15 protein-coding genes and 1 pseudogene are annotated in these 17,972 nt (G+C 58.9%); 9 read left to right on the forward strand and 7 right to left on the reverse strand.

Going from position 1 to position 17,972, the window contains the following annotated elements; translation table 11 throughout:
* Positions 1-288 precede the first annotated feature (288 nt).
* Positions 289-1,641, forward strand: coding sequence for a serine hydrolase (locus tag B0G69_RS31735; RefSeq protein WP_121324023.1), 1,353 nt, complete (start codon positions 289-291; stop codon positions 1,639-1,641).
* Positions 1,642-1,857: 216 nt separating this feature from the next.
* Here B0G69_RS31735 and B0G69_RS31740 read toward each other — a convergent pair whose 3' ends face one another.
* The 3 genes from B0G69_RS31740 to B0G69_RS31750 all read right to left on the reverse strand — a co-directional run bounded on the left by B0G69_RS31740 (position 1,858) and on the right by B0G69_RS31750 (position 4,368).
* The gene (locus B0G69_RS31740; RefSeq protein ID WP_121324024.1) at positions 1,858-2,247 is read right to left on the reverse strand and encodes a VOC family protein; all 390 of its coding nucleotides are present in this window, start codon (positions 2,245-2,247) and stop codon (positions 1,858-1,860) included.
* A 126-nt stretch (positions 2,248-2,373) separates the two neighbouring features.
* Positions 2,374-2,889, reverse strand: a complete 516-nt coding sequence (locus tag B0G69_RS31745) for a GNAT family N-acetyltransferase (protein WP_158609009.1) — start codon at positions 2,887-2,889, stop codon at positions 2,374-2,376.
* 846 nt (positions 2,890-3,735) lie between these two features.
* Complete coding sequence (locus tag B0G69_RS31750; RefSeq protein ID WP_121324026.1) at positions 3,736-4,368, reverse strand: TetR/AcrR family transcriptional regulator; 633 nt, start codon at positions 4,366-4,368, stop codon at positions 3,736-3,738.
* 127 nt (positions 4,369-4,495) lie between these two features.
* On the opposite strand from B0G69_RS31750, the gene B0G69_RS31755 reads away from it, so the two are divergent.
* From B0G69_RS31755 to B0G69_RS31765, 3 genes are all read left to right on the forward strand, one after another.
* Complete coding sequence (locus B0G69_RS31755) at positions 4,496-5,443, forward strand: SDR family NAD(P)-dependent oxidoreductase (RefSeq protein ID WP_121324027.1); 948 nt, start codon at positions 4,496-4,498, stop codon at positions 5,441-5,443.
* A 50-nt stretch (positions 5,444-5,493) separates the two neighbouring features.
* Complete coding sequence (locus tag B0G69_RS31760) at positions 5,494-6,240, forward strand: SDR family oxidoreductase (RefSeq protein ID WP_121324028.1); 747 nt, start codon at positions 5,494-5,496, stop codon at positions 6,238-6,240.
* 140 nt (positions 6,241-6,380) lie between these two features.
* Positions 6,381-7,127 (forward strand): SDR family oxidoreductase, encoded by a 747-nt coding sequence (locus B0G69_RS31765; protein ID WP_120294497.1) that lies wholly within the window; start codon positions 6,381-6,383, stop codon positions 7,125-7,127.
* A gap of 621 nt (positions 7,128-7,748) precedes the next feature.
* Here the strand turns inward: B0G69_RS31765 and B0G69_RS31770 are convergent.
* The 3 genes from B0G69_RS31770 to B0G69_RS31780 form a co-directional block, all read right to left on the reverse strand.
* Positions 7,749-8,174: a hypothetical protein gene (locus B0G69_RS31770; protein ID WP_241991575.1), complete on the reverse strand. Its 426-nt coding sequence runs from the start codon at positions 8,172-8,174 to the stop codon at positions 7,749-7,751.
* A gap of 180 nt (positions 8,175-8,354) precedes the next feature.
* Complete coding sequence (locus tag B0G69_RS31775) at positions 8,355-8,579, reverse strand: CDGSH iron-sulfur domain-containing protein (protein ID WP_121324030.1); 225 nt, start codon at positions 8,577-8,579, stop codon at positions 8,355-8,357.
* A 478-nt stretch (positions 8,580-9,057) separates the two neighbouring features.
* Positions 9,058-9,318 carry a transcriptional regulator gene (locus B0G69_RS31780; protein WP_121325050.1) on the reverse strand — a complete coding sequence of 87 codons (261 nt, stop codon included), beginning with the start codon at positions 9,316-9,318 and terminating at the stop codon, positions 9,058-9,060.
* 420 nt (positions 9,319-9,738) lie between these two features.
* Between B0G69_RS31780 and B0G69_RS31785 the strand changes: the two genes are divergently transcribed.
* The 4 genes from B0G69_RS31785 (at position 9,739) to B0G69_RS31800 (ending at position 14,164) form a co-directional block, all read left to right on the forward strand.
* Positions 9,739-10,056, forward strand: coding sequence for a hypothetical protein (locus B0G69_RS31785; protein WP_121324031.1), 318 nt, complete (start codon positions 9,739-9,741; stop codon positions 10,054-10,056).
* Positions 10,057-10,210: 154 nt separating this feature from the next.
* Positions 10,211-10,465, forward strand: coding sequence for a DUF2513 domain-containing protein (locus B0G69_RS31790; protein WP_241991576.1), 255 nt, complete (start codon positions 10,211-10,213; stop codon positions 10,463-10,465).
* Positions 10,466-10,666: 201 nt separating this feature from the next.
* On the forward strand, positions 10,667-12,265 hold the full coding sequence (locus B0G69_RS31795; RefSeq protein ID WP_121324032.1) for a SagB/ThcOx family dehydrogenase: 1,599 nt from the start codon (positions 10,667-10,669) through the stop codon (positions 12,263-12,265).
* Between the two features lie 738 nt (positions 12,266-13,003).
* Positions 13,004-14,164 carry an IS30 family transposase gene (locus tag B0G69_RS31800; protein WP_121324033.1) on the forward strand — a complete coding sequence of 387 codons (1,161 nt, stop codon included), beginning with the start codon at positions 13,004-13,006 and terminating at the stop codon, positions 14,162-14,164.
* A 105-nt stretch (positions 14,165-14,269) separates the two neighbouring features.
* Here the strand turns inward: B0G69_RS31800 and B0G69_RS31805 are convergent, their stop codons facing one another.
* Positions 14,270-16,063 carry a radical SAM protein gene (locus B0G69_RS31805; protein WP_121324034.1) on the reverse strand — a complete coding sequence of 598 codons (1,794 nt, stop codon included), beginning with the start codon at positions 16,061-16,063 and terminating at the stop codon, positions 14,270-14,272.
* Positions 16,064-16,237: 174 nt separating this feature from the next.
* Between B0G69_RS31805 and B0G69_RS31810 the strand changes: the two are divergent.
* Positions 16,238-16,561, forward strand: a pseudogene (locus tag B0G69_RS31810) (transposase); the annotation flags it as partial.
* Between the last annotated feature and the right edge of the window lie 1,411 nt (positions 16,562-17,972).

Consider the following 17,972-nt stretch of genomic DNA (forward strand, 5'->3'; position numbering starts at 1 on the left):
CGCCGTGCCTGAGAGGCTAGGATTCTCCTGGGCGGCGCAAATTTACGTCCGGGGTATCGATTTACCGGAATTGACTGACCGCGGCCGCATTCTTTGCCACGATAATGGCCACCCGACCAACGGGAGCGGGCGCGGTCCCGAACTGGCCAGTGATCCATCTACGTCGCGTAGGCCGAGCGAGTGCCGACTGAGGTTTTGCCTTTCTTTTGACGACCGGGCGGTCGCAAGTTGTCACCTTCGCCAGTTCAGCTGCGACACGATTAATTTGGTCTACGCCAAAGGAACCCAATGCCGTCCTGTGATCCCCTTACGCCCCGCACTCACTTCCCAGACGACGACGCAATCCGACGTATCCTTTCGGACAGGATCGATACGCGCCGCGAAGGCGTAGCGATCGTCGTTGGGATGGTCGGCGACGGCGAGCGGCGCGTCGTCGGCTATGGCCGATTCAGTCAGAACGACGCCCGTATTCCCGACCAACACACTGCGTTCGAAATCGGTTCAGTCACGAAGGTCTATACGGCGATCCTGCTGGCGGACATGATCGGGACGGGCGAAGTCGCGCTTGATGAGCCAGTTCAGCGTCTGTTGCCGGGCAATCCGCCCGTGCCAGAACGCAATGGCAGGTCTATCACCCTGCATGACCTTGCGACGCATACGTCCGCGTTGCCCCGTCACCCCGACAACATGGCTGAGAACGGCTCTCCCGACCCGTTCTCGGGTTACACGATCGATCTCCTTTACGCGTTCCTGGCCCACTATGAACTGCCCCGTGACATCGGCTCGGAGTTTGAGTATTCGAACCTCGGCGTTGGCCTCCTGGGCTATGCGCTTGCATGCCGGGCAGGAGCGGATTACGAAACCGTGCTGAGGGCTCGCATCCTCACACCGCTGCAACTGGCGAATACGGCCATCGAACTGCCTGACGAGATTGAAAGAAGGCGAATCCCGGGTCACGACCTCGACCTGCGTTTCGCGCAACGGATGGATCTCGGCCGGGTATTTGGAGCGGCAGGGGCGTTGGTGTCCACGGTAGAGGATCAATTGCAATTTCTCGAAGCCGTGATGGGGCATCGGCCGTCCGCACTCGATAAGGCGATTGGCAAGACGCTCGACATACGTCGGCAGCTTGGCGACCAGGTCATTCCACTGTGCTGGGGAATGGGCGTGGGCGGCAGACATGGCGAACCCCAATGGTTCGGCCATACGGGAGGAACACTGGGCTGCCGGTCGTTCATCGGGTTCGACCGTCGCACATCACGAGGCGTGGTGGTGTTGGCGAACGCGGCGTTCGACGTCGGCGACATTGGCCTGCATCTGTTGAGACCCGAAAAACCCCTACGGCAACCGGTCAAGATTCGAAACGAGATCGACGTCGATCCTGTCCGCCTGCGGTCCTATGCAGGGCGTTTCTGGCTGCGTCCGGACTTCATCCTGACGGTGACGGTCGATAATGGACAACTTTTCACCCAAGGCACCGGGCAATCGAGAATCGCGCTGTATCCCGAGGCCGAACACCGATTTTTTGCGAAGTTGATTGACGCGCAGATCACCTTCGAAATGGACGATCAAGGGTTCGCCGAAAAGCTGACGCTGCATCAGAACGGATGCGATCGGGTCGCGCGCAAACTGGACTCTTGACGACGCGAATTTCCTCGTATCGCTATTGACTCGATTGTCTGCACAACATGACGATTCTCAACGACAGCGATGTTCACCCGCTGAGCAAGCGCGGCGTCCGAAAGGCAATTGTCAACGACCTAGGCTTCGGGGTCGAACGTCCCAAATTGGCCCGAGTTCGCCTCTCACGCGACCGTTCGACTTGCTGCAAAGCGATCGAGCCGGCATCCGCATGCATCATGAGGGCCACGCCGAGTTTTGCAAAACGATTCGGTAGCCGTCGTGATCCTCAAATGTTTTACCTGACACGTCCCAATAAGGATTGAGCGACGCCACGCAAACAAATCCGCTCTCGGCGAGACGATCGCAAGTCGACTGCCACTCAACTCGATCCGGGGCGTAAAACACCAGCAAATCCTCACGTGTTGGTGTTGGCGCTACCGGATGTTCACGGCACTGTGTGAACTCGAAGTGATAGTCCATGCCGGAACGTCCGAGCATCAACCCGTCGAAGCCCTGATGGTCTTGAAATTTCGCCAGCACAATGAGGCTGAGCGCTGCGCAATACATGCTTTCCACCCGCGAAAGGTCGCTGACAGGTCTGGCTATTCTGAGATGTGCTTGCATCGGGTTTTGTTATCGGGATCGTTGGCCTGAGTGTCGGAACATCAAACCTCAAGGATACGTCGAACGAAAATTGTCGCCGCCTTTCCGCGTGACCGGTTGTGGCCGAAGCGAGTTCTTGCGCTAAGCTCAGTCAGAGACAGCAAACACCGTTTGCAGGTCGCGCTTCATATAGCGAACCCACCCGATTCTTCCCTTGTCCCGGGTTCCCAGATCCACCCAGCCGGCTTTTGCATACGAACGGCGCCCGGTCTCATTCTCTTCGTCGACGGAAAGCATAATGGACTTGGTGTCGGGCCAGTGGGTCAAAAGCCATTCCGGCAGACGCTGGAGCGCAGCCGTTCCGATTCCTAGACCTTGGAAGCGTAAGTCGATACGTAGGGCCGAAATGACGGCGGCTCCCGTTGAAGCCCAACTGGGGGCGGCGCTTCGCCTCTTCAGAACGAGAAAACCTACAATTACTTCCATGTGGAAGATAGCCGCGCCTTGGATTTCGCCAGTCAGATCGGATATGCAAGCCTCGACTGCGCGGTGAGTTGGCCCAGCATACTCAATCTGTCGATCGGAAATCTTCAAATTCTCAACGACGATTTTCTGGGCCGGGCTTAACGCCTCCCATCGGACGATGCGGATCACATGAGTCATTGCTTTTTCCAACCAGGCGAACGCGGGAAAGGGTATCTGGGTAATCCGCCACATTCTACTGGCTGTTCGCCGCGTCGAAATTGTCGACGATTCAGTATTCGCCGACGACCGTCCGTTCGTGGCCGGCAGTACGCGTTCAGCCACCTCGCCGGAAAGCTGGCATTGACGACTCCAACGTCAGCTCTGTAGAACGTTCACGGAACTGGTGCTCTCGGCCACGAGCCGCCGGTCGAGGTCGCCATCCGATTTGAATAGCCAAGGTCTCGTCCGCCCTCGCTGAATGGCCGGTTTCCGGCGAGCGAATTGCCGGTGGTACCGCCTCAACCCGGCCAACAACGGCCTGTTGTGAAGGGCCGCTTCGGAGTCGCCTGCACGGAACCCTGGAAGTCTCATCGGACACGAGCATGCGCCGCTACAACGGACGTTGAACGAAGATTGAGGTGACGAATTTGCCTGGTAGGGGAGCTTCCGACTGGCACTTCGAGGTCAAGCCGAAGAAGACCATTGTGCGGCAGATGGAGGTGTACGACGCGGCAGTCGTTCTGCAGCACGACCAACAGCATCTTGAGGTGATTCGGAGTTATCACAGACAAGCCGTGCGATGCCGCGCGGTTTCCAGTTGCCGAGATTGCGCGCAACGATTTCGAGAGGGCATGATCAACTCATACTGCCGTGAATCGCCACCCGAGAGGGACCGCGCTTGGGGCCAACTGGCTTACAGGCTTCGATTTCCAAATCAAGGTGATCCATCCTGTCCGAAACGGGAAACGATTGATCGGGTTTGAGGGGCGCGCGGAGCGGCAACTACCAAAGCCTACTGCTCCGCAACGCCCCTTAACGTCGGCGTCAACTTTCTGACCCCGCGTTTCCACGCCGCGGCAAGAGCACTAGGTCGGCCGCTTCGTCAGCATCTTTCAGGAGCGTCTTGCGCGGCGTGCCTATCTGCGCACGCATGGTCAGGCCACGAGCAAAATCCGTGACTTGCGTTGCGCGCGCGACTACGGGAAAGTCAGATGCAATTTCTCCCGCGCTGATCCCGTCCCGGAAACGGCGCTCCACTAGCGCCGTGCCGCCAGCGACCGCGCTCTGCAGGAACCGCTGAACCTCAGCGTCGTTCACAAGCGGCGCGACGCACACCATAAGGCAGCCCCGGGCGGACCCTTTCTCGGTCGCACTTTCGACGGCGTACCTCAAAAAGCCCGCGATCGAGTCGCGAAGACTCTGTGCCGAGAGGAGTGCCTTCGCGGCTCTTGCGCCCTTCCGTTCTGCATACGCCTTAAGGACGCGCAAGAATATCGTCCGCTTGTCGCCGAAGACGGCATACAGGCTCGGCCGTCCCACGCCCATCCCGGCGACAAGATCGTCGATCGTGACGCCATCATAGCCTTTCGACCAGAACACCTGGGTCGCCTTTTCCAGCGCGTCTATCTCGTCGAAGCTGCGCGGCCGTCCACGCGGCACAGGGAGATTATGAACCATTTAGTTTAAAACTCCTTGACACCTGTTAATGCACCAATATATAACTGAACAGTTCTAAATTAGCAAGTTGGTCCCAGCCTCGCGGGGCCTTACGACTCGACCTTAACCATTTACCACGGAGACGCCCTTGGAACATTCGATCGCTCTCGTAACCGGCACCACCTCCGGGCTCGGTCATGCGGCAGCCCGCCTTCTTGCCGGAGCGGGCTGGCGCGAAATCATCATCACCGGGCGCAGCCTGGCTCCAACCCAGGAAACGGCCGCACAGCTTGCGGCGGAGACCAAAAGACAGGTCTTCACGCCGCTGGAACTGGATCTGAACACGCCCGCCAGCGTTCAGTCCGCCCTCGCCGAACTGGTCAAGCGAGGTCGGCCGATCGATTTCCTACTGCTCAATGCCGGGATGGTCCCTGGCAAGGCGCGCGTGATCACTGCGGCGGGCGTCGAGGCTTCTCAGGCCCCGCTCATTGGCCATCATCAATTGACTGTCGGGTTGCTCCGCGCCAACCTGCTGAGCCCCAACGCGCGGATTGTTATCGCCGGCGCGGAACCTGCCCGAGGGGGCGTACCCCTGTTCCGCTACACCGACGTGGACGCATTCGCTGCCAAATACCACCAGGGCGACCTGACCGCTGCTATGGAAGCCCTGATTCGCAACGGGCCGAACGTGAAGTACGTGCCCAACAATGCGTATGCCGACGCGAAGCTCATTATCGCCTGGTGGGTCGCGGCACTGGCGCGCCGGCTACCCTCCGGCATGGCCGTGTACGCTGTCTCGCCCGGTGCGGCGACCGACACCAAGGTGGTGCGAAACGCTGGCCCGGCGTTGAAGTATCTGTTTATCCCAATCGCGAACTTCATTCCCGGCATGAATCAGACGCCGGAGACCGCGGCCCGTCGGTACCTCCAGGCGTCGGAGTTCGGAACCGACGTCTCAGGGCAATTCTTCGCCTCGGCTCAAGGGAAGTTCACAGGCCCAATTGAGGCGCAGCGCCACCCACACCTCCACGATGGCGCTAATCAAGAAGCCGCGTGGCAGGCCGTCGTCAACGTCTCTGGCGTCAACTTGTCTTAAGCGATCACGAGAGCCACCGGGCTCTGCGCTCAAACGAGAAGGAAACCAAAATGTCACGATTGAAAAACAAGATTGCGGTCGTCACGGGCGGCACCAGCGGTATTGGCCTCGCGACTGCCAGGAGGTTCGTTGAAGAGGGCGCCTACGTTTTCATCGCCGGTCGCCGCCAGGCCGAACTCGAAACGGCCGTCGCGGGGATCGGCAGGAACGTCATCGGCGTAAAGACCGACATCTCAAAGCTCGATGACCTCGACCGCTTCTACGAAACCGTCGCGAAGAAGGGCAAGATCGACGTTATTTTTGCGAGCGCGGCCTTCGTTGAAAAAACGATGACCGCCGAGGCGACGCCCGAGCATTTCGACAATACATTCAACACCAACGCCCGCGGCACTTATTTCACCGTTCAAAAGGCTCTGCCCCACTTGAATGACGGAGCCTCCATCATCCTCGTGGCGTCCGCCGGAAAGAACAAAGGCTTACCGGGCCGCAGCACCTACAGCGCCACCAAGGCGGCGCTGAGGTCACTAGCCCGGACGTGGACCAGCGAGCTTAAAGATCGGAAGATCAGAACCAACGTGTTAAGCCCCGGCGCCGTCGAAACGCCGATGTTCAACGATCAATACCCTTCTCAGGATGCCGCCGCCGAAGCCCGCAAGCAGATCACTTCGATGACCCCGCTCAACCGCTTTGGCCGCGCGGAAGAGATCGCCGCCGCGGCGCTGTTTCTTGCCTCGGACGAAAGTAGCTTCATCGCCGGTATCGACCTTCCGGTCGATGGCGGATTAACAGCAGTTTGAGCAAAGAACAGAAGCCACCCGGCGGTTACAGTATTTTGAATTAAATAGTTCGAATATCCTTGACACGGCCATCACGTCTATTTTTTTACAAAACAGTTCAAAATCTGCAAAACAACCCCAACCTCGCAAGGAGAATACACATGAAACGGTATCAAGGTAAAAAGGTGGTAATTATCGGCGGCACGAGCGGCATGGGACTCGCGACGGCGAAGATGCTCCTCGATGGAGATGCGCGCGTACTGGTGACGGGTCTCTCGAAGGTCGGCCTGGAATCGGCGCAGAAAGAGATTGGAAAGAACGCCATCGTGGTTTCGAGCGACGCGCGGTCGTTGACCGACATCGACGCCCTCGCCGCTCAGGTAAAGGCCGAGTTCGACACCATCGACCTGCTTTTCGTCAACGCCGGGTTCAGCATTCCAACGCCTGTCGCGAACGTGACAGAGGCCGTCTACGACGAGATGTTCAACCTGAACGCCAAGGGCCCCTTTTTTGCGGTCCAGAAGCTCGCGCCGCTGATCAATCGGGGAGGCGCTGTCGTCCTCACGACCTCCGTCGCCAACGTCAAGGGACTGCCGGGCCAAGCCACATACGGAGCCGCCAAGGCTGCGCTGCGGTCATTCGCCCGGGTGCTTGCCGCCGAGCTGCTTCCTCAGGAGATCCGCGTAAACGCGGTGTCGCCCGGCCCCATCGACACGGGCATCCTCGAAAAGGTGTTCCCTACGGAAGAGATGCGTACACAGGTCAAGGGGCACACCGTCGGCATTATTCCCATGAAGCGCTTCGGGACGTCGGAGGAAATCGCCAAGGCCGTCCTATTCCTTGCGTTCGACGCGACCTTCACGAATGGTGCCGAACTGCCGGTTGACGGCGGGTGGTCGCAGCTTTGAACGCGGTACAGACCGCACGCGTCACCAGACGGGGGCTTCACGATGAATAGGTTGGCCGCCATCCGCTACTCGACCGGATGAGCGTCCACTTCCGGGCGCTCGGTGCGGCCAGGCCGATGGCAGCTATCGGGTCGGGAGACGCACTGCCGACTGGTCGCTTCCGGGAAGCGGAATTCCACTGGCCGCTTTCCGGCGATGCATTTGAAGAGCGGGCTGACGCAACCCGACCCTGAGCTGCCCTTCGACCCGGAGTGACCTTTACGGCAGCTCACCAAGGTGAAACAGACATTCGTCCCCTGGTGCCTGCCGGCAAGTCATCGGCCATTCAGGCCGGTTGCCGATTGCAACCGCGTGCCACCTTACATGATGCGCTGTCTGTCCGCTTTCGAGAACCACGAACGGATCCCGCGGACACGAAAAAGGGGGGCGGGCCTTGCGGATGCGGGTGATGTTCGATCGGTTTCGGGCGAGACGTGCGCGGTCGAGTTGGTGGCGCTAGCCGGCGATCTTCAGCGCGAGTTCAGCGACATGTTTTGTCCCGGAAGCGCGCGATATCTAGCTCATTTTGTGAAGTCCCGATCTTCTTGCTCGGCCGCGCCTCCCCGATTGCACATACGTTGCTCAATGTGGCTCGCCGAGGCAAGCATCAGCGACATCGACAATCGGCTCGCTGTCGCCATAAGCTTCGTAAAAGCGATCGACGCACCTTATCTGACCGAAGGTCCACCATGTCCCGGGCGGATCATGACCCAGCCACATCACAGTCGCCGCCGCCTTTGTCCGAAGTCCCCATTGTTGCCAATCAGAGCCTGTTGGCAAAAAACGGCCGTGCTTGTCCACGTACAAGTTCAGGTCCAGGCCGTATCGCTTCAGGTATGGCGGGTTAAGGAGACCCTCGATAGCAGGCTTTTCGCCACGGGAAATTCGGGCGTTTTCGACCGCCTCATCCAGCCGAAAATCGCTCATGGCACGGCTGATCACTGACAACTCGAACAGCAGCGGCGCGCCGATTGCCAGGCACGTAACACCTATGCAGAGTACGAGCACTGCAAGAACGCGCCTTCCGGTTAGCGATGTCCGCGACACTCGCGTCCCCCATCGTCTGCTTTTCCTGTATGCCTGCGCGCGCTCGGGCAGCGTGAAACCACGCACAGTCTCATTGGGACAATGCACGGCCTTGACGCGTGTGCGAAGCCCGCGCCGAACTTGTCGACAGCGCCTGATGCATCAGGGTGTTTGACCTTCCTGCGGCTGTTCGTCAAGATTGCTCTTGAACTCGTACTTTTTGTGCGAACCGTCGCAGAATGGCTTGTTCTGCGAGTGGCCACATCGACACAGCCAGACCTCGTCCTTATCCACCTCAATGTTTTTCCCGCCTTGAGTGGTAATCTTGAAGTCGCCCTTGATGTGGTACGGGCCATCATTCCGGGGGGTAATAATTGCAGTCGCCATTTGCGCCTCCGCTGATTCTGAATCACGCGTTCCGCACACGTTCGGGACACTCGATGCGGCAACCTGAATACAAGTCAAATTCAGTCTATATCTGATACCGCATGAAGGTGCGGCGAGCGTTGTGGCGTCGCACAAAAGCTTGTGGAAAGGTTCGCCGCGAATGGTATGAGGACATCATGATCTGGCTTGGTGGAGGCGGTAATTATCGGCCACAGTTTCGGACGCTCGAACTCGACGCCCCGTAAGCGGACGGTCACCTGTGCGATTGCAGGGAGCGACGTGGCAGGGCCACGCTGACACCAGTCAAGACCGCCGCGTAGGCGCATTGGGCTCCGGGATGCTTGGGGTTACTGATCAAGGCCGCCCGCATCGCTCCGGATCGATAAGGCCACATCACTCCCTCCCCCACCGTTGATCCGGCTTCCACTTCGCCATACCTGCTTGCTCCGCTCGGAGAGTTCGCCGCAACAGCGGGATCTCATTCCGGGTTATCGAAGACGCCAGCTTCGAGATCCTGTCTGAAATGCTGCACCCAACCGGTTTCGAAGCCGATGGGATATTCCCTCGCAATTTGTGTTGAGAGTCTCGTTACGGTGACATATCCCTGCAGGCCGACGTTCTCGTCGCCCTTGGGGTCAGTCGTATCCGTTTCCAGCAGTTCGAATTCACCTTCTGCCAGTCCCTTGCGTTGCAAGGTCGCCAGGAAAGCCTGGCGTTCATCCGGTTCGATCAGTCGCATCTTCCGCCCTCCCGTCTGTCCGACACCGATATTCGTGGTCCCCTTCACGACGTTGTCATAACCCCAGAACGTTACGCAGTGCGTCATAGCTGCGGCTGAGGTTGTGAAAGCCGAATGCCATCCGCTCATCTGGGTCCGATCCTGTCGCAGTCGGGAATCACCAGCGTACAGCTTTTGTGCACGCGCTCGAAGGAAAACTGTCCGAACAGTTTTGTCATAGTTCCTGCCATCCTTCATGACCCGTCGCAATTTGCATCGGTGCGCAAAGCGCCCGGGGCTCGTATCTGTGCCGATTGCGACGTCCGCTCGCTGGACGAGCCGATGCGAATGGACGGATCAGTCCATGCGCAGACCGATAGCAGAGGCTCGTTGGCCACAACAGGGCTACACTCAAAATGGGATAAATTCCGGAGCAATACCATGACCGACGCTACCCCCCAAAGCACATTTCGCGGTCTTCCCCTGACGCCGGAGCAGGACGCAGAAGTCAGGCACTACATAAAGAAAAGAGAGCAGCATGGCGCGCCGTGGGGCACGCCGGAGTTGGAGGCCATGCTTCGAGACATGCTGCAGCCTCCGAGCGACGACGAGGGAGGACTCGGTTCCACCGTCGACGAAACGAAGGCGGCCACAGAACGCGCGACAGCTTCCATCGACGAGACCATGGAACCCATTGAAGCCTGCGAAGAGCGGAATGCTGCGATGGAAACCGAGGGTATGAGGGGACCGAAGCGTTGAATCCCAGGCAGCGCTCGCGACTGGTGTTGAAATTCACCCTACGCGTTCGGACCGTGGCATGAGCCTGTTGGGAACCCGGAATCACATCGATTGCGCGGACGTTGTACCCGTGGCGCCCTTTCGATGTATGTCCTATCTGCGACAGGAGGAGATCGTGAAACGCGATATGAATCTGGCACTCGCAATATTGAAGACTCTCGAGGAAAACAAATCCCCGCACCTCAGCGAATTTGACATTGAAAGCGCGCTCAAGGATGCGTTCGATGTTTCGAACCGGGGTGTGTGGTATCAATTGAACCTGCTGGCCGATGCAAATCTGGTCCGCTCGATGGGTAGCGACTGGCGGCTAACCTGGGATGGCCACGAGTTTTTGAAGTCGGCGGTCCCGAATACCTTCGAAGATACCTGAAGGGTGACCTAAGCGCGGGAAACATCCCCCGGCTTTTGTGAAGACAACCCGATTGCCGGGGCATCGCACAGGAGGCGCCGAACGCAATAGCAGTTTGCCGAAGCGCATTCGATTCCACGACTTGATGACGACTTCGCCCCAACGTCCAGCGAGCCGGTTTTGTACAGCCGCATGTGCGGATATTCCTGGCCTGAGGGGAATATGGACCGGTTAAAGTATGCGATGCTTGAATATCACGAGCGCAGCAAGCATCGCGTCAGCGGCTACGCCCCTGGCCCCGGGAAACTCGACTGGGCAACCCAACCGGATCCGTTCCGGGCGTTTCACGGCGCACCGCGCATTGGTCTGCCGTTAGCCGCGGATAGCCTGACTACACGCTACAACGAACTGCGCTGCGGCGCTTTGCCGACCGCGCGCAGATTCGATCTTTCCAGTCTGGCAATCCTGTTCGAACTTTCGCTCGGCCTGTCGGCGTGGAAATCCTACGGCACCCAGCGGTGGGCACTGCGCTGCAACCCTTCGAGCGGAAATCTACATCCGACCGAGGGCTATCTTCTGTGTCCGACTCTGCCCGGCTTGTCGGGTGGGGTCTACCATTACCTGAGCCGGAACCATTCCCTTGAATGTCGCGCTGCAGTGGATGACGAACGATGGAGCGAGGCGTTCCCGCAAAGTGGCGTCCTGATCGGTATAAGCTCGATCCCCTGGCGCGAGGCGTGGAAATACGGCATGCGCGCCTGGCGCTACTGCCAGCACGATTGCGGCCATGTCATCGCCGCGGTGAGTTACGCAGCGGCAGCGCTTGGCTGGCAGACGCGGCTGGCGGAGTCTGCTGCGGACGACGCAGTCGCCAACCTGCTTGGATTGAACCGCGGAGAAGATTTCGGGAAGGCAGAAGCAGAGGCGCCGGATGCCTTGCTCTGGATCGGCAACCCCGAATCGCGGCCTGATCTTGAGCGCATGCTGATCGCCTTGCATAGCGCACAGTGGCACGGACGCGCGAATCAGCTGAGTCCGGGACATGTGAAGTGGCCGGATATCGATTCGATCCATCGCGCCACGCATAAGGCCCGTACTCGCGATCCAACCTTGCCGGATCTGGAGCTGCATCCGTCTCCCGCGGCACCCGCCCTTGATCTCAGCTTTGCCCGGATCGCGCGGCAGCGTCGCAGCGCGGTGAATTTCGACGGTACGACGTGTATCACCAAGGCGGCGTTTTTCAACATGCTGGCGTGCTTGTTGCCATGTCATGGCACGCCGCCGTGGAATGCACTGGTGTCTCCTGCAGCAGTGCATGCAGCGCTAATGGTGCACCGGGTGGACGACTTGGAGCCGGGCCTGTATATGTTCGTGAGAAATCCGGGCGCACTGCCGGATCTCAAGCGGTCTCTACGTCCAGAATGGCTGTGGCAAAAGACCGGCCCCGATCATCTGCCGCTCTATCTTCTACTGCCTTACGATTTGCGCGCCACGGCAAAGTCGATTTGCTGCCACCAGGATATCGGCGCCGATTCCTGCTTTGCGCTGGGGATGATCGCGGGATTCGGAATCGCGTTGAAGCAGCCATGGCGTTATCGCCATCTGTTCTGGGAATGCGGCATTCTTGGCCAGGCGCTCTATCTCGAAGCCGAAGCCGCCGGCGTGCGCGCGACAGGGATTGGCTGCTTTTTCGATGATGAAATGCACGCACTGCTCGGCGTGGAGGATCACACCTGGCAAAGCCTGTATCACTTCACCGTCGGCCGTGCGGTAGACGATCAGCGCCTGTCCACATGTCCACCATATGAGGTTCAGCCTTGAAGCGAGAACCTCATGTCCCGATCGTGGTGAGACGGTATTTTCTACGAGCGCCCGGCGATTGAACGTCACACATAGTCCTCGTTTTCCTTATCAATGCACGGCGAACCAAACGTATCGGCGTGAGAATAAAACGGAAAGCGACTCGCCCCCATACGAAGAATAGAACCGTCGGCGGAAAGCTTGCTTTAAGGTCTGCTTTCCAAGGCAGCGATGGTTGAAAGCATCTATTCGAATTGCATCGAAGCGGACATTTTCGAGTGGTCGCAACTGGAAAGGCATAAGCGGCCGCTTCGACCGAACGTTGCCACGCTAACCTCTGCGAATGTCTCCTTTACGAAGGATACTGTTGAAAAAGTTGCCGTGTGATTTTATCAGTTCTCCTGCGCGAAAATCGACCTCTCAGATCGGCCTACAAACCGCTCGCGCGTGCCGGCTAAGGGTAAGAAGACCCCTGAAAACCTCGCGACAGAGACGGTCAGCGATTTTTTCAACAGTATCCGAAGGATTCCGGACAATCGGAGGTGTGCATTCCGTGATCAACCACCGACGGCTCCTGGCCGGGTGCTGTCCGATGCAAAGTGCAAGTTTCCCGCTTTGCTCCTCGACGGCGGTGGTCGGCAGCACGCGACCCTGAACTGCCCTTCAATTCCGGAGCTAATCTACGGCAGCTTACGAATGGCGGATTCAACCGGTGGATGCAACACACTAGAAGCTGCGTGAGCAGTGGGAGTGTTGCAAATGAAACAGCGACGCCGGATTTATTACAGTGAGGCGCAGAAAGCACTGATGTGGGAGCGTTGGCGCAAGGGCGAATCTCTGCAGAAGATCGCCCAGCTTTTTGATCGTAATCACTCGTCGGTCCAGGGGATTCTGGCTGGGACAGGCGGGATCCAGCCACCACAAAGGCATCGATCGAGATTGGCATTGACGCTGGAGGAGCGCGAAGAGATATCGCGAGGGCTTGTGGCTGATGAATCGACCCAGTCAATTGCGATGCGACTTTCACGAGCGCCTTCCACCATCTGTCGTGAGATCAAACGTAACAGCGGACCAAACGGCTATCGGGCAAGCCACGCCGATCAGCTCGCATGGGATCGCGCGCAGCGCCCCAAAGCCTGTAAACTGGCTGAGCACCGGATGCTGGCGCACATCGTGGCAGGCAAGCTTCAGTTGCAGTGGTCACCGCAGCAGATTGCCGGATGGCTCAGGCGGGTGTATCCAGACGACGAGGACTACCACGTGTCTCACGAGACCATCTATCGGACTCTCTTCATACAGGCCCGTGGTGCCTTGAAGAAGGAGTTGCTGGAGCACTTGCGGCGCACCCGGGCCATGCGCCGTTCGCGCCATCACACACAGAAGACGGACGATCACGGCAGGATTCGGGACACAGTATCGATCAGCGAACGCCCCGCGAGCGTTGAAGACCGTGCGGTACCGGGCCACTGGGAAGGTGATCTGCTGTGCGGCAGCGGCAGCAGCCAGATTGCGACGCTCGTCGAACGCCAGACGCGTTACGTCATGCTCGTGAAGATAGCCAGCAAGGATAGCGAGACGGTCGCCAATGCACTCATCAAACACGCCTCCAAACTGCCGCAGGAGCTCTATAAGTCGCTGACATGGGATCGGGGAACGGAGATGGCCGGGCACAAACGCTTCACCGTGGCCACTGATATCCAGGTGTACTTCTGCGATCCCCAGCATCCATGGCAGCGCGGCTCGAACGAAAATACAAATGGGTTGTTAAGGCAGTACTTCCCCAAGGGCACCGACCTGTCAATGTATTCGCAGGCCAAACTCAACGCTGTGGCAAGGCGACTGAACGAGCGTCCAAGGAAGACGCTGGACTACGAGACGCCCGCCGAACGGTTCCAGCAAACTATTGCATCCACCGGTTGAATCCGCCAATGTACACCAGTCGTTCGTGCTGTTACCGCGACAAGACTGATCTACTGTTTCGTGTCGCATGTGTACTAGGAAAACTGGATGACATTGTCAACGATATCACGCTGCAGATGGGCCCGATGACCGGATGGCAATACGCCGGTGGTGGACAGCCAGCGCTGCCTCGCCGCCGCTCGTGGAGTGAAAGAGTCCAAGCTGCTCGAACTCCTCTTCCTGCAGCGGCGTGATGGCGATATCCGTGTAGGCGTAACGTTCCGGTGCCTTCACGACTTCCCTGAGGATAGCCTCTGTCCTGAGGTAGAAGCGCAGATATTTTGTCGCCTTGACAGCGGTCTCACTCCAGTAGCGCGGATAGAAGCGAAGCGGCGATTCGACCGGTAGCCGCCAACGGCGGTCACGGCGGTGTTTCATCCGCAGGGCTCCCCCTTCGAGCGGATGCACACCCTCGTGTTCGATCATCAGTCTGAACCAGGCGATTGTGCGCATGATCGTCTTCGGTCGGCCGTTCGGGATCTGCGCTGCCCGCTTGACGATCGTGCGGATGTGCTCGTACGAGTAGAACGCGCTCCAGGCGCACCGATACGCTTCTTCCCATTCAGCGTCCGACATTTTCGGGTGGTGCGTGACCCGGTGGTTGGTGTCGTATTTGTTGATGTCCGGATCCATCCATTCATCGTTCCTTATCATCGTCTGATGATCCTCGGAGCCCGGAAGTGGGGTGAGCATGAAGAATTCGAGAATGTCGATTGGCAATTCACGCTTGATGATCTCGATGTCGCGCAGGATCGATTCTTTCGTGTCCGCCGGGAATCCGATGATATAGCCAGCGTAGGTAATCGCGCCGTGGGCGCGCCACTTCTGCAGCATGGCGCGGTATTCGGTGATCTTGTTCTGCCGCTTCTTGGCCGCGATCAGATTCTCGGGATTGATATTCTCAAGCCCGATGAACACGCGACGCACACCCGCGCGCGTTGCCTTCTCGATGAAGTCTGGAATCTTGTGACAGAGCGTGTCGACCTGGATCGTGAAGCCGCAGTGAATGCCTTCCTTTTCCCGAAGTTCGATTACGCGGTCGAGAAGGATCTCCCAGTCGTGGTTGCGTGCGAAATTATCATCCGTGACGAAGAACCGGTCGATGCCCTGCGTTGCGTTCTCGCGGATGATCTTCTCGAGATCGTCGGGGGTGCGAAAGCGACTCTTGTGCCCCTGCACGTTGATGATGGTACAAAACGAGCACTGATACGGGCAACCACGACCGAGGTCAACCGAGGTATAGGTACCTGCCGTGCGTTCGATATGCTTGCGCGGCAAGATGGGCTGGGGAGCACCTTCGAGCGAGGGTAACGTGTCCATGAAATTATACAAGGGCTTCATTGCACCATTCCACGCGTCGAGAAGGACTTCATCAAGACGCCGTTCCTCGGCCTCCCCAGCGAAGAGCGCCACACCCATTGCTTGTGCTTCCTTAAGTTCAGCGGGCATCTCGGGCAGCATGGAGATGCAGCCAGAAACGTGGAAGCCACCGATCGCAACCGGCAAGCCTGCGGCACGGAACTGGCGGGCGAGGTCGAGTGCGCGCGGGTACTGGTTCGACTGCACACCGACCAGACCAATCATCGATCTCCCGCCCTTTGCCTTCAGGTCACGAATGATGCGCTCTGGCCACACCCGCTGGTTGGTTTCGTCGCATGTTTCGATCTCAAAATGGACGCCAGGGCCCAGCAACTTTCGCTTTCGCGCGTCATCAGCGAGCGCATACATACAGGCCAGTGTATTGGAAGGCATGACCGAGCGGAGCCACTGGATTGGGTAGCCGTCGTCGTCGTAATGGGTCGGCTTGATGAGGACGAGAGAGAATCGGAAACTGTCAGAAATCGAGTAGATCGTGTCCATGGTCTGCTCTGTAGCCCTGTCTGGAAGTGACAAAACCGTGAAGGTCGTCCGTCTTCAGAAAAATCGGAGATGGATCGTGAACTGGCAAGCAGTACAACAACCCGCATCCTACCCGCCTGGCCCCCTGCTGTGTTTACAATGCCGCAGGCGCCAAGTTTCGAGGATTGGGATCCTGTTGGGGCCGAGAAAAACTATGACACGGCGGGCTTCGTGGCGAGTTGCCGCGCCAATCGTGTGACGCCGCATGTGGCGCAAAACGACGGCCGCGGAGGTGGTTCAGCGATTGACGGTCGCACGACACGCTGGGCCGGCTACGCCATCATCCAGCGCAAGCGCAAATGCATCGAGCAGGTCTTCGGCTGGAGCAAGACGGTAGGCCGGATTCGTCAGGCGATGTATCGTGGCCGCGAGCGGGTCGAGCAGTGGTTCCTCCTGACCCAGGCGGCCTACAACCTGACGCCACCGACGCCGACCTTGCCGCGCCCGACCTTGAAATGAGGCACACAGGGGCGCAGCCTCTTCCTGGAGCCGGCCGTCAACGTAACGTGCTCCGCAGGTAGCGGGTTGTCCTGTGCGGCGCGGCCTGATAGGCGGGATGGCCCGGATCGATGCGCTTGATAGCTGCCATAACTGGAACCTCCTCAGAGGATTCTATGCCGAAGCGGCACGGCGGTTATGCCGCATTCCTGAATATGTGCTGTAGTCAAACCTGCGACCAGGCGGTCAACAAACCGGGCGTGCGCTTGGCGATCGGCCCACCTTTCGGCGACATGTTCGATGGCGTTCCTCGGCCAGTAGGTTCGGGCTTCTATCCCTGGTAGCATGAACGCGACGTGGATCGTTGAGGGACTGTCAATGCCGCCCGTAATTTCCCCAGAAGGGGGTGCGGACAAATTCCTGGACTGATTTATGCCGCGATTCCAAGACTCTGCCGGTATTCGCTCGTGGCCGAGCCCTGCCGGACGACGAGCGTGAACACGGCCATTCCCGACATTCAAGCCTCATGGTTCACGAGGCAGCTTCAGGTCACCTTCCTGCCAATCGGATCCCTATAACCGCGAATGTCACGTTCACTTCCAGCGGATGCGTACTCTCAACTAGTTGCAGTCGTTCGACGCCAGGCGACCACAGCGCCGGCTTACGGGGCAGTTAATAAGGACCATTTGGAGTCGTATGCTAGTCGCGACGCGCAGCCGAGGCTGCGCGCTTGGCTTGACCGCGACAGTTTGTGGAACCCCGTGCGCGGAAGCGGGACCTCGATTGTCCGAGGTGGTCACCTGGAGGTTGCACTGCGCGAGCAACCCGCTGCCTTCCGGCGTCGGCGTCACGCCGTTGACGGTTTCCATCGGCGTGCCCGCAAAGGCGATCTCCGGGACGAGACAATGATGCGTTCCCGCAAACGCCGACCAAATGTGAGTTCCGTTGACAGGGTGTTGGGCTCTCATTGTGATGTTCCTCCCTTCCAGAACGCGATGTATGCTCTTCGATATGTCGCGCCACCGGCCCGGTCGCGTAAAGCAAGAATCAGACCCTCAACGAGGCGAAGCAGGCGATGACGACTCTGAAAGGTTTGCGCGATCGCGCGATGCTGTCGACGCTGCTGCGGCGCCGCCCGAGAGCGCGCCACATTAACTTACCCCTCGGCGTTCCATGCCTGGGCGTGCACGGCAAGGATGCTAAGGCGGCTACGGCACGCCAATCTGCGGGGCGACGTTTATCCGAGCCTCATCGCGTGTGCCACCAGCCTCCGTGCGAATGCAGCGCCAAACGGCCAAAACTGCCTCGATCCCGTCGACCCGAAGTCAGGGGCACGCGCATACTGCGGCGCTTGAGGCACGAATTTCGACGCTCGGAGAATGCCTGTGTTCAAGTTAGCTATCAAGCGGTGCCGCGCACAAACGTAGCGCGT

The organism is Paraburkholderia sp. RAU2J (assembly GCF_003634845.1).
GTDB classification, from domain to species: Bacteria; Pseudomonadota; Gammaproteobacteria; order Burkholderiales; family Burkholderiaceae; genus Paraburkholderia; species Paraburkholderia fynbosensis.

Excerpts from the sequence above, each read along its gene's own strand:
- B0G69_RS31735 (WP_121324023.1), top strand. The coding sequence starts at position 289 with ATGCCGTCCTGTGATCCCCTTACGCCCCGCACTCACTTCCCAGACGAC.
- B0G69_RS31740 (WP_121324024.1), bottom strand. The coding sequence starts at position 2,247 with ATGCAAGCACATCTCAGAATAGCCAGACCTGTCAGCGACCTTTCGCGG.
- B0G69_RS31745 (WP_158609009.1), bottom strand. The coding sequence starts at position 2,889 with ATGACTCATGTGATCCGCATCGTCCGATGGGAGGCGTTAAGCCCGGCC.
- B0G69_RS31750 (WP_121324026.1), bottom strand. The coding sequence starts at position 4,368 with ATGGTTCATAATCTCCCTGTGCCGCGTGGACGGCCGCGCAGCTTCGAC.
- B0G69_RS31760 (WP_121324028.1), top strand. The coding sequence starts at position 5,494 with ATGTCACGATTGAAAAACAAGATTGCGGTCGTCACGGGCGGCACCAGC.
- B0G69_RS31765 (WP_120294497.1), top strand. The coding sequence starts at position 6,381 with ATGAAACGGTATCAAGGTAAAAAGGTGGTAATTATCGGCGGCACGAGC.
- B0G69_RS31775 (WP_121324030.1), bottom strand. The coding sequence starts at position 8,579 with ATGGCGACTGCAATTATTACCCCCCGGAATGATGGCCCGTACCACATC.
- B0G69_RS31780 (WP_121325050.1), bottom strand. The coding sequence starts at position 9,318 with ATGCGACTGATCGAACCGGATGAACGCCAGGCTTTCCTGGCGACCTTG.
- B0G69_RS31785 (WP_121324031.1), top strand. The coding sequence starts at position 9,739 with ATGACCGACGCTACCCCCCAAAGCACATTTCGCGGTCTTCCCCTGACG.
- B0G69_RS31795 (WP_121324032.1), top strand. The coding sequence starts at position 10,667 with ATGGACCGGTTAAAGTATGCGATGCTTGAATATCACGAGCGCAGCAAG.
- B0G69_RS31800 (WP_121324033.1), top strand. The coding sequence starts at position 13,004 with ATGAAACAGCGACGCCGGATTTATTACAGTGAGGCGCAGAAAGCACTG.
- B0G69_RS31805 (WP_121324034.1), bottom strand. The coding sequence starts at position 16,063 with ATGGACACGATCTACTCGATTTCTGACAGTTTCCGATTCTCTCTCGTC.